The organism is Acidaminococcus sp. (assembly GCF_057597765.1).
This window is the reverse complement of sequence record NZ_DBMBXK010000004.1, coordinates 107,964-118,238: the sequence shown is the minus strand read 5'-3', so window position 1 is coordinate 118,238 and position 10,275 is coordinate 107,964. Positions and strand designations below refer to the sequence as shown.

12 protein-coding genes are annotated in these 10,275 nt (G+C 59.1%); 1 reads left to right on the top strand and 11 read right to left on the bottom strand.

The genetic code is table 11. The features are described 5' to 3' along the window. Positions 1-166: 166 nt before the first annotated feature. The 11 genes from ACZOF8_RS03790 to ACZOF8_RS03740 form a co-directional block, all read right to left on the bottom strand. On the bottom strand, positions 167-559 hold the full coding sequence (locus tag ACZOF8_RS03790) for a multidrug transporter (protein WP_195839585.1): 393 nt from the start codon (positions 557-559) through the stop codon (positions 167-169). Positions 560-967: 408 nt separating this feature from the next. Continuing rightward, complete coding sequence (locus ACZOF8_RS03785) at positions 968-1,228, bottom strand: YkgJ family cysteine cluster protein (RefSeq protein ID WP_154487325.1); 261 nt, start codon at positions 1,226-1,228, stop codon at positions 968-970. After that, positions 1,212-2,210, bottom strand: a complete 999-nt coding sequence (locus ACZOF8_RS03780; protein ID WP_154487326.1) for a hypothetical protein — start codon at positions 2,208-2,210, stop codon at positions 1,212-1,214. Before ACZOF8_RS03780 ends, ACZOF8_RS03785 begins: the two co-directional genes overlap by 17 nt. A gap of 13 nt (positions 2,211-2,223) precedes the next feature. Continuing rightward, positions 2,224-3,639, bottom strand: coding sequence for a hypothetical protein (locus ACZOF8_RS03775; RefSeq protein ID WP_022488175.1), 1,416 nt, complete (start codon positions 3,637-3,639; stop codon positions 2,224-2,226). Positions 3,640-3,841: 202 nt separating this feature from the next. Next, positions 3,842-4,318: an LURP-one-related/scramblase family protein gene (locus ACZOF8_RS03770; protein ID WP_022488176.1), complete on the bottom strand. Its 477-nt coding sequence runs from the start codon at positions 4,316-4,318 to the stop codon at positions 3,842-3,844. Between the two features lie 89 nt (positions 4,319-4,407). Then, positions 4,408-5,607 (bottom strand): bifunctional phosphopantothenoylcysteine decarboxylase/phosphopantothenate--cysteine ligase CoaBC, encoded by a 1,200-nt coding sequence (gene coaBC / locus ACZOF8_RS03765; protein WP_022488177.1) that lies wholly within the window; start codon positions 5,605-5,607, stop codon positions 4,408-4,410. A gap of 13 nt (positions 5,608-5,620) precedes the next feature. Beyond that, entirely contained in the window at positions 5,621-5,842 is a 222-nt protein-coding gene (rpoZ, locus tag ACZOF8_RS03760; protein WP_022488178.1) for a DNA-directed RNA polymerase subunit omega, read from the bottom strand. A gap of 14 nt (positions 5,843-5,856) precedes the next feature. Next, positions 5,857-6,504, bottom strand: coding sequence for a guanylate kinase (gene gmk / locus ACZOF8_RS03755; RefSeq protein ID WP_154487330.1), 648 nt, complete (start codon positions 6,502-6,504; stop codon positions 5,857-5,859). After that, a complete protein-coding gene (remA, locus tag ACZOF8_RS03750; protein ID WP_022488180.1) occupies positions 6,497-6,787 on the bottom strand; it encodes an extracellular matrix/biofilm regulator RemA in 291 nt (96 codons plus the stop codon). The genes gmk and remA overlap by 8 nt, the downstream gene beginning before the upstream one ends. A gap of 20 nt (positions 6,788-6,807) precedes the next feature. Then, complete coding sequence (locus tag ACZOF8_RS03745; protein ID WP_487426565.1) at positions 6,808-7,704, bottom strand: YicC/YloC family endoribonuclease; 897 nt, start codon at positions 7,702-7,704, stop codon at positions 6,808-6,810. Between the two features lie 12 nt (positions 7,705-7,716). Beyond that, complete coding sequence (locus ACZOF8_RS03740; protein ID WP_487426564.1) at positions 7,717-8,340, bottom strand: hypothetical protein; 624 nt, start codon at positions 8,338-8,340, stop codon at positions 7,717-7,719. 108 nt (positions 8,341-8,448) lie between these two features. Here ACZOF8_RS03740 and ACZOF8_RS03735 point away from each other — a divergent pair, with 108 nt between their 5' ends. Continuing rightward, positions 8,449-10,188 carry an Rqc2 family fibronectin-binding protein gene (locus ACZOF8_RS03735; protein WP_487426563.1) on the top strand — a complete coding sequence of 580 codons (1,740 nt, stop codon included), beginning with the start codon at positions 8,449-8,451 and terminating at the stop codon, positions 10,186-10,188. Positions 10,189-10,275 lie beyond the last annotated feature (87 nt).

Below are 10,275 nucleotides of genomic sequence, written 5' to 3'. Positions count from 1 at the left end.
AGGGCCGGCGGTCTTATATCCGCCCTTTGCAAGGGCGGGGGTATCCATGCCCAGCATGGGTGGTGGGTTAGCAGCCCACAGGGCTGCGTTTTCCTTCAAAAACATTTGCCCATGGCAAATGGTCTCCTTTGGCGGGAGGCGGTTGATGCATGCCCTCTGGGGGGACTTACGGTTTGATTTTTTTAACCGGATTCCTTACCCAGTTGCTCTCTCGATGCCTTACCTCTTTTTTACTATCTTCCTTCTCTTCCATCTTCAACCAGCCAGCCACTCGTTTTCTCAGTTCTTCGCTGAAGCCTTCCAGATCGTCCTGGGTGATGGCTCCTTCGTGGATCAGGCAGAGGATGTTGCTGAACATCCGGGACCTGCGCATTTCGCAGAGTACGCCTGCATCTTTTCTGTGTTCCAGGAGTTCATCCTCCAGTTTATGGAACCTTTCGGCTGCCTGGGTGTCTTCTTCCAGGATGGCTTTATACTGTTCCAGCAGGGTGGCCATGTAATTTTCCTGCCAACCTGGAAGGCGTTTTCTGAACAGTTTCCAATCGGATTCGATGCACATGGTTGAAATTTCTCCTTTGGTTTCATTCATCGTGGGTCGTTCGTCGTTGTAGAGGCCCCTTGGGCGGCCGGGAAGGGCTTGCCTGCGGCTAGCCCCTACGGCGTTGGGGTCAGGGATTCACCACGGAAAATTCTGAGGACGGGATTGTTGGAGGATCCGTTTCTCTGACCGTTGTTGTCGGCCCCCGATTCCAACGTTGTAGGGGCGCAGGGCCGGCGGTCTTATATCCGCCCTTTGCAAGGGCGGGGGTATCCATGCCCAGCATGGGTGGTGGGTTAGCAGCCCACAGGGCTGCGTTTTCCTTCAAAAGCATTTGCCCGTGGAAAATGGTCTCCTTTGGGCGGGAGGCGGTGGTGCATGGAGCGGGCGGCCCTGCCGTCCCGCTCTTCCCTCTTCCCTCTGCACTCTTCACTCTGCACTTTTATCCTGCAGCTTCCTGCACTGTTCCTGGTTCAGCCGATACCATTCTTCCCGGGGCATTTTGTCCTTCAGGAACCGGTCGTAGTACTCGTCCACCCGGCACAGGAGGGGACGTTCCTGGTAGATGCGGCACAGGCGGGTGGCTCCGTCGTAATGGCGGCACACCCCGTCTCCCCGGTCCAGGTTTTTGGCCAGGGGGGTGCGGCCCACTTTTTTACAGCACTGGCCGCATTTACTGCAGGGAAACATGGTCCAGGCCCTGTGCCAGCATTTTTTCCGATTCCGGGGTCAGGGTCCCGTCTTCCCGGAGGAGAGGGGTATCCAGGACAATTTTCAGGGTCTTGGCCAAAAGGGCCGCCTTCCCCACCTGCTGTTTTTCTTCCGGGGTGTACTTTCTCCAGTCGGTTCCGCTGTGCCGGAGCACGGCCTGGAGCTGTTCCAAGCTGGCGGCGAAATGGCCTTCCAGAGTGTCCAAAAGGCTGCGGATCTGGTCCCCCCGGGTCCGGATGGCGTCCATGAGGGCGATATTGCTGTCGCACCGTTCTTCGAATTCCCTGACTTCTTCCCGGTAGGCCCGGGCCTGGTCCATGGCTTCGTCGGCCTTGTTTTCCAGGAAAATGCCGGCCACCATCAGGGCCGGTGCCGCCACGATGCCGCCCAGCACTGCCGTGCCTCCGGCGATGCCCAGGCCGCCGGCAGCCAGGGAACCTCCTCCCAGCCAGGCCAGGGTGGCGTTGGTGGCGGCGGCCCCGGAAAGGCCGGCAATGGCAGTACCAGTAGAGGCGGTGGCCAGGGCTCCTACGGCTCCGTAGGCTCCCAGGGCCATGGCGCCTCCGGCCAGGCCCCCTTCCACGGCGCCGGTGGAAAATTCCAGGGCCTTCTGGGAAGCAGCGGCGATTTCCTTCAGGGCCGGGCTGTCCGGCCGGAAGTCCCTCAGTTCTTCCAGGCCCACGCTGTTCCGGAAATCCACGTTCTTGATCCGCCGGAATTCCTTCACAAAGGTCTGCAGGGAACCGGTAAGGATATTCATTTTGGTCTCCCCCAGCTGCCCGATGGCGGTTCCGGCCTGTTCCCGGGCTTTTTCCCGTTTTTCTTCCGCCCGCTTGGACCGCCGTTCGTACCGATGGGCCATGTCCTTGGCATCATTCATTTTGCTGACGGCGGAAACGGTCTTCTTCACTCCCTTGCCCCCGATCACCAGGGCAGCAGCTCCTAAAAGCAATGGAATCATGGTTTTCTCCTTTCTACAGAACAAAATCCTTGGTATCGTCTTCCATCAGGTTTTCGAACTCTTCCTGGGAATGGATTCCCAGATCCTGGCCAAAGGCCCCGGCGATCCGGTTCAGGCCGGCGGCCATCTGGTCGAAATCCCCCTCCAGGTCGGCCAGCACAAACTGGTCGTACCCTTCCTGGATGGCCCGGCCCCGTTCCTGGAACAGCCGGGTACAGGCGGCCTGGAAGGATGCCCGTTCTTCCCGGAGCCGGGCGATGTTTTCGGCGGTGATCCGGGCGATGGTTTCGTACCGTTTCCGGGCCGCACGGGCTTCGGCGGCGGCTGCCATGAACTGACCAGCAAAGGTGCCGTACAGGGCGCCGCCCACCAGGCTGCCCACCAGGGCTCCCACAAAGGGAATAGGGATCAGGGCCTGACCGGCAGCTGTGGCATAGCCGGTCCATACGGCAGCACAGCCGGTGTTCCCCAGCTGGGTGATGCATTCCGCGGTGGTGATTTTCCCCTGGCCGTACTGGAGCAGGGTACCTCCCACGGCCATGACCCCGGCCACCACCTTGCCGGGGAGGCCGGCCTTCACCAGGTTCTGGACCAGGGGCGAACTGGCACTGGACAGGGAACGGGCTATCACCGTCACGCTGCCTCCCAGGGCAAAAGCGGTGCCCCCGGAAGCGGCGGTATCCCGGACCAGATCCCGGAGGGCTTCTTCCGTGGTCTTTTCCCCTTTAATCACCGCAACTACATTGCCGGCCCCGGACAGGCAGGCGGTCATCAAGGCGGCTCCCTCAGCCGCCTGGGCCCCGGACTGGAGAAAGGCGTCTCCCATGTGCCCCAATGCTTTTTTCTTCAGGGTCCAGTCAATGGCCTTTTGGGCTTTTGCTTCGTCCTCCAGTGCCTGCTTTTTTCCCCCCTTGGTGAAACGGACCCCTTTGTCCCGGCGGTAGTCCTGGTTGTTGCCCATCTGGGTGTTGCTCCGGTCCCGCTTTGCGTTGTTGAAGCTCCGGTTGGTAATCTGCAGGTTGGCCTTCTGGTTCACCGCTTCCTTGATGTCATCGTTGGTAATCCAGGGATTGTCTTTGTATTTCTGAAATACCTTATGGACGGACTGGGTATGGTCCACTTCCGCCAGATGTTTCTGCCAGTCAGCACCGTACTGGGCTTTGGCCTCCTGTTTCCGCATTTTCAGCAGGTTGCCGGTGTAGGGATCCTTCGGGTCCCCCTGTTGGAAGGCCTGGTTTTTGGCAGCCCGGAGAGCCTGGGGATCTTCGTAGAGTTTCCGGTTGTAGGTGGGCGGTTTCCGGAATTTCTCCTCCAGGGCCGCCAGGGTCCGGTCCAGGGACTGGCCGGCCCAAAGACCCGCCCCGGCCCGGAAGGAAGCGGACCGGGCCTCCTCGGCCTGTTGTTTTTCGGTTTTGGGTTCGTTTGTCATAGGTGGCTCCTTTGCAAGGATTGATTCATTGTGGGTCGTTGTGGAGGCCCTCTGGGCGGCCGGGATGGGCTTGCCTGCGGCTAGCCCCTACGGCGTTGGAGTCAGGGATCCGTGGTTCTGGCGGGCCGCCGGTTGTGCGGCCTCTACGGATCCGTGCCGTCCCGCTCTTCCCTCTTCACTCTGCACTCTTCACTGCTTTTTCCTACTTTTTCTCCCGGCTGCATTTTTCCGCGTCCATGGCCAGGGCGAACATAAGGACGTGGAGGGCGTCAGCGGGGTCGTTGATGTCCATTACATAGGTGTCGGACAGGTGGAACAGTTCTTTGCCGATGGTGGCCACCCGGTTTCCCCGGGCATCCCGGATGGTGTAATCCCACTCCAGGAAGTTCCCTTCCACGGTCCAGCCGTTGAAATCGATGGAAAATTTAGGCGAAAACAGGGACAGTTTCTTGCTGATCCTGCCGATGTACCGGCCGCCTTCATACAGTTCGAATTTGGGCAGCAGGGTGATGATTTTTTCTTTCACCAGGCCCAGTTCGTGGCCCTGGGGGTCGCAGATCTTCAGACAGTGGCCCCAGGCCAGCTGGCCTTTCACCACATAGACGGTATTGCCGTTTTCGTCGTAGATGTCATAGCTGTCGAACCAGGAAAAGATCCGTTGACGGAACAAGAGTTTCATGGCCGCACCTCCCTTTTTGGTTCTATGGTACCACAAAAAGGGGCTGCTGCAAATGCAACAGCCCCTTTTCAGTTGTGAATTGTGAATTGTCAATGGCCGACTGAGTCTCGTACAATATCCAAAATATGGTTTCCCACGTCTTCCTTGCTCATAAGCTCCAGGCTGCGGATCTCTCCGCTGGGGAACAGGAGCTTCACCACGTTGGTGTCGGTGCTGAAGCCGGCGCCTTTCATGGTCACGTCGTTGGCCACGATCATGTCCAGGTTCTTCTTCCTGACCTTGGCGGCGGCGTTTTCCAGCAGATGCTGGGTTTCGGCGGCAAAGCCCACCAGGAACTGATGGGTCTTCTGCTGACCCAGCTGCTTTAAGATATCCGGGTTCTTGTCCAGGTCCAGGGTAAGGGTATCGTCGTTTTTCTTGATTTTCTGCTCTTCCGCATGATGGGGCCGGTAATCAGCCACGGCAGCGGCCATGATCACCACATCCACCTGGGGATAGGCTCCCAGCACCGCATCCATCATTTCCCGGGTGGTTTCCACGTTCTGGAACTTCACGTTCCGGGGAGCCGGGAGAGCCGTGGGACCGGATACCAGGAACACTTCCGCCCCTCTCCGGGCGGCGTCCCGGGCAATGGCGTAGCCCATCTTTCCGCTGGACCGGTTGCCGATGAACCGGACCGGGTCGATGGCTTCCCGGGTGCCTCCGGCGGTGACCAGAACCTTGAGGCCCCGCAGATCCCCTTCCCGGCTGGCCAGGAACCCGTCGATGAAGGATTTGATGTCTTCCGGTTCCGGCAGCCGTCCGGACCCGTTCACCCCGCAGGCCAGATGGCCGGCAGCGCTGGGCATGATGGTGATCCCGTCCTGGCGCAGGGTGGCCAGGTTCCGGACCACCGCCGGGTTGTTCAGCATATTGGTGTTCATGGCCGGGCAGATGATCTTGGGTTTGTCACAGGCCATCAGAGTGGTGGACAGCAGGTCGTCGGCAATGCCGTTGGCCATTTTCCCGATCATGTCGGCAGTGGCCGGAGCCACCACCATCACATCGCACCAGCGGCCCACGGCCACGTGTTCCACATTGAATTCCGCGTTCCCGGCCCACAGATCCGTGGCCACCGGATTCCCGCTGATTTCCTTGAACAAAAGGGGCGAAACCAGATGGGTGGCGGCGTCCGTCATGATCACCCGCACCTGGGCTCCCGCCTGGACCAGCCGGCTCACCAGGGTCACAGCCTTGTAGGCGGCAATCCCCCCGGTGACCCCCAATGCAATCTTTTTGCCTTCCAGCACCTGGGGCCTCCTTTTATTTCTTCATTTCCTTCAGGTCTTCTTTGGTGGCAATGGTCACCAGGCCTTCGCCGATTTCGTGGAGGGCGATGGAAACAGGCTTGTTGGAATCGCACTTCACCAGGGCCGGTGCATGGTCCACCAGCTGCCGGGCCCGTTTGGAAGCCATAATCACCAGGGCATATTTGCTGCCCACTTTGTCAGCCAGATAGTCAATGGAAGGATCAATCATGGACATAGTTACATTCTCCTTTACTTCTCCTGCGCGTTTTCTGCGCAGTCACAGGTGCCGTTATGGCAGATTTCGTCAACAATGTAATAGGTGCGGCCCACCCGCAGGTGTTCCACATCGATGATCTTGCTCACCTTGTCGGTGGCCTTTTCCACTTCGTCGTTGACCACGATGTAGTCATACTTGGAAGCGTAGGCCAGTTCGCTGGTGGCGGCGCTGAGCCGGCGTTTGATCACGTCCACCGCGTCGGTGCCCCGTTTGTAGATCCGCTTGGACAGTTCATCCAGGGAAGGCGGCACAATGAACACGAACACTCCGTCGGGATAGCTTTTCTTCACCTGGAGGGCCCCCTGAGGGTCGATTTCCAGGATTACATCCAGCCCTTCCGCCAGTTTGTCCAGCACATACTGCCGGGGGGTGCCGTAGTAGTTGCCGTACACGGAAGCATGTTCCAGCAGGCCCCCGTTCCTGATCATTTCTTCGAACTCATCCCGGGTCTTGAAGAAGTAGTTCACCCCGTCCACTTCCCCGTTCCGGGGCTGGCGGGTGGTGCAGGACACCGAGTAGGCCATTTGGTCCCGTTTTTCCCGGAGCCGGGCGCAGATGGTGCCTTTGCCGGCGCCGCTGGGGCCGCTGAGTACCAGCAGAATTCCCTGAGGTTTATTCATTGGGTTCCTCCTTTTCTTCCGCAGCCGTATCATCGTCCTCTTCCGGAGTGGCGAACCGGTTGGCGATGGTTTCCGGCTGGAGGGCAGACAGTACAATATGGCCGCTGTCCATAATCAATACGGCTCTGGTCCGCCGGCCATAGGTGGCGTCGATGACCACACCCTTGTCACGGCCGTCCTGGACAATCCGCTTGATGGGAGCGCTGTCCGGTCCGATGATGGTGATGACCCGCTGGCCGGATACCATGTTGCCAAAGCCGATGTTGATCATTTTGATGTCCATAGATGATTTCTCTCCTACTCTTATTGTATATTCTGGATCTGTTCTCTTACCTTCTCGATTTCGCTTTTCATATCCACAATGGTCTGGATGATCCGGGCATCCCCTGCCTTGGAGGCTATGGTGTTGGCTTCCCGGTTCATTTCCTGGACCAGGAAATCCATCCGCCGTCCCACCGGTTCCTCCTTTTGGAGCAGCTGCCGGAACTGCCGGAGATGGCTGCGGAGCCGGACGGTTTCTTCCGTCACATTCACCCGGTCCGCGTAAAGGGCCGCCTCCTGGATCACCCGTCCCTCGTCCAGAGGCCCTGCCCCGGCTTCCTGGAGCAGGTCCCGGAGCTGACCGCTGATTCTTTCCCGGTATTCCGCCACCGTTTCCGGGGCCCGGGTTTCGATGGTCCCCAGCTGGGTCTCGATGGTGCCAATCCGTTTTTCCAGGTCGGCGGCCAGTTGTTCCCCTTCCGCCTTCCGCATGGCCAGCAGCCGGTCCAGGGCTTCCCCGATGGCCTGTTCCATCCCGGGCCACAGCCGGTCCAGATCCACCGTTCCTTCTTCCGGCACCAGCACATCCTCACAGCCGGCTATGAAAAACAGGTCCTGCCGGGAAGCTTCTTCGGGAGATCCCAGCAGGTGCGCAAGTTCTTTCAAACTATCATGATAAGCCTTTGCCAGCCCTTTGTCAACTTTTACCTGACGGCCTTCCGTCCCTGTATAGACCGCCGTAATGAATACATCGGCGTGGCCCCGGCTGATTTTTCCCAGCAGCAGCTTCCGGATCCGGTTTTCCACCGGATTCAGGAACCGGGGCAGCCGGAGGGCCAGCTCCGCGTACCGGTGGTTCACGGTCTTGATCTCGATCTGGAAGGAAAAGTCCTTTTCTTCCCAGGCGCCCCGGCCGTAGCCGGTCATGCTCTGTACCATGTCCCTTCCCCCTTAGTTCATATTGGGCAGCTTCAGCACAAATTCCCGGGTACCAGCGTATTCATCGGTGGCCGCCAGCACCATGATCCGGTTGGGGTCCACCTTGGACAGGTCGAAATAGACGAAGTACTGGAGATCCCACACATTGTTGTCCTCCAGTTCCCCGGACTGCTTGTTGAGGATCTGCATGTCCCGCTGGGAGGCATTGTTCAGGTTGCAGGCATAGGGTTCCAGCACATTCTGGCCCTGGTACATCCGCAGTTTCAGGTTCCTGGGTTCCAGTTTCACACTGGTGCTCAGGTTGAGACCCAGGGCCAGCACTCCGTCATACTGTTTGGCCACCTTCATGCCCTGGGGCACACTGGGGGTGCCCCCGTCCGCTGCGGTCTGCCGGGCATCCACCGCCGCCGTCAGGAAGGGGGTATAGACCACCACCCGTTCCCGGAGGCCGTAGGGATTCATCTGCTTCCGGTCGTAGACAGTCCAGGGAGCCAGCAGCTCTCCCAGGGACGCCCCCTTCCGTTCCACGCCGTAGACCTGGGCGGCCTGGATGGTGGTGGGCGTCAGGGGAAGCATGGCGAAGGCGGGCTGGGTGAGCAGCAGCAGGGCCGCTGTCAGAGTTCCGATTTTTTTCATGGTATCCTCTCCTCTATGGTTTGACCGAAAAGTCCAATACGGTTTATACTAATCAATATATTATAACGAATTTAACGAAACCGTGCAAATATTGGAGGAAAACACACCATGAACCTGGAAGGTATCACCCTGCAGCTCCTGACCCGGGAACTGACAGGAGCTTTAAGCGGCGGAAAAATTTTCAAGATCTTCATGCCCAGCCGTGAATCCCTGCTGCTGCAGGTGAACCGGCTGAACCGTACGGTGAATCTTTTGATCGACATGAACGGGGCCTCCCCTCTCATCACCCTGCCGGAGACCCTGCCGGAGCGGCCGGACCTGCCCCCCAGCTTCTGCATGCTGCTGCGGAAGCACCTGGAGGAAGGCCGGATCGCCCGGGTGACCCAAAAGGGCCTGGACCGGATCCTCACATTGGATGTGGATCTCATCGGGGCGGAACGGAAGATCATCACCAAACACCTGATCCTGGAACTTACCGGGAAGAACAGCAACATCATCTTCACCGACGAAAAGGGAATCATCCTGGACGCTCTCCGGCATGTAACAAAAGCCCAGAGCCGGGTCCGGCAGATCCTTCCCAACCTGCCCTACACCCTGCCCCCTGCCCAGGAAGGCCTGGATTTTCTCCAGGCGGACCCTCACGCCATCCGGGAGGCTGCTGTGGCCCAGGGGGATGTGAGTCTGGTCCAGGGGCTCATTGCCGCCACCCAGGGGATCGGGAAATACACCGCCCAGGAAGTGGAACTGCGCAGCGGCTTTACGGGACCGGTGAATCTTATGGACCTGGAAGGGGCCCAAAAGGTGGAACAGGCCATCGGAGCCATCCAGCAGGAGATCCGTCAGCGTCTGGAAGGCACGGACCCGACCGTGGTGGCCCAGATCGACAGCCGGAACCGGATGAAGAACCTGGTGCCCTATGAGCCCCAGACCCATCCGGAATGGACCCGGAAGGTGTTCCCCTCCCTGCTGGCGGCCCAGGCCTACAGCGCTTCCCTGGTGCCGGTCCAGATTCCGGAAAAGGACCTGCTCACCAAGGTGGTGGCCAGCCAGGAAGCCAAGACGGAAAAGAAGCTGAAATACCTGGCCCAGGACCTGGCCAAAGCGGAAAACGCCGAAACCCAGAAGATCATGGCGGACACCCTGATGGCCTACGGCTGGTCCCTGAAAAAGGGCCATACTTCCTGTGAACTGGACAGTCTCTACGACGGAAAGAAGCTGAAGATCGCCCTGGCTCCGGAACTGACCCCCATGGAAAACGCCCAGGCCTACTACAAACGGTACAACAAGTTCAAACGGGCGGTGGGAGAGATCCGGCAGCAGCAGAAAGAGGCCAACGATCTGCTGGAATACCTCCAGAGCCTGGAAGTGTCCCTGGAAACCGCCTCCACCAAAGGGGAGATCGGGGAGATCAAACAGGAGATCATCTCCCTGGGCCTTTTGCCCCAGCCCCGGAAGAAACAGCCTTCCCAGAGCCGGTCCACCCCCCTGAAGGTCCAGCTCACCCCGGACACCTTCCTTTATATTGGAAAGAACAACCGGCAGAACGATTATGTGACCTTCAAGCTGGGCCGGGGCAGCGACCTGTGGTTCCATGCCAAGAACATCCCCGGGTCCCATGTGATTTTAAAGACCACCCTGCCCCAGCCCCGGGAAGAGGACATCCTGGCCGCCGCCCAGCTGGCTGCCGGGTACAGCAAGGGACGGAACGCCGACCGGGTGCCGGTGGATTATGCAGAGAAACGGCTGGTGAAAAAGCCCTCCGGAGCCAAGCCCGGATTCGTGATCTACACGGGCCAGACCACCCTATATGTAAAACCTTGTACAACTGTCCACGTCAAAAAGGACTGATTCTGCTTTTCGTTGACACTCTTTTTCCATCGTGTTACAGTATTGGTTATATTACGGCGGAAACGCCAGTACATGAGGGAAAAGAGG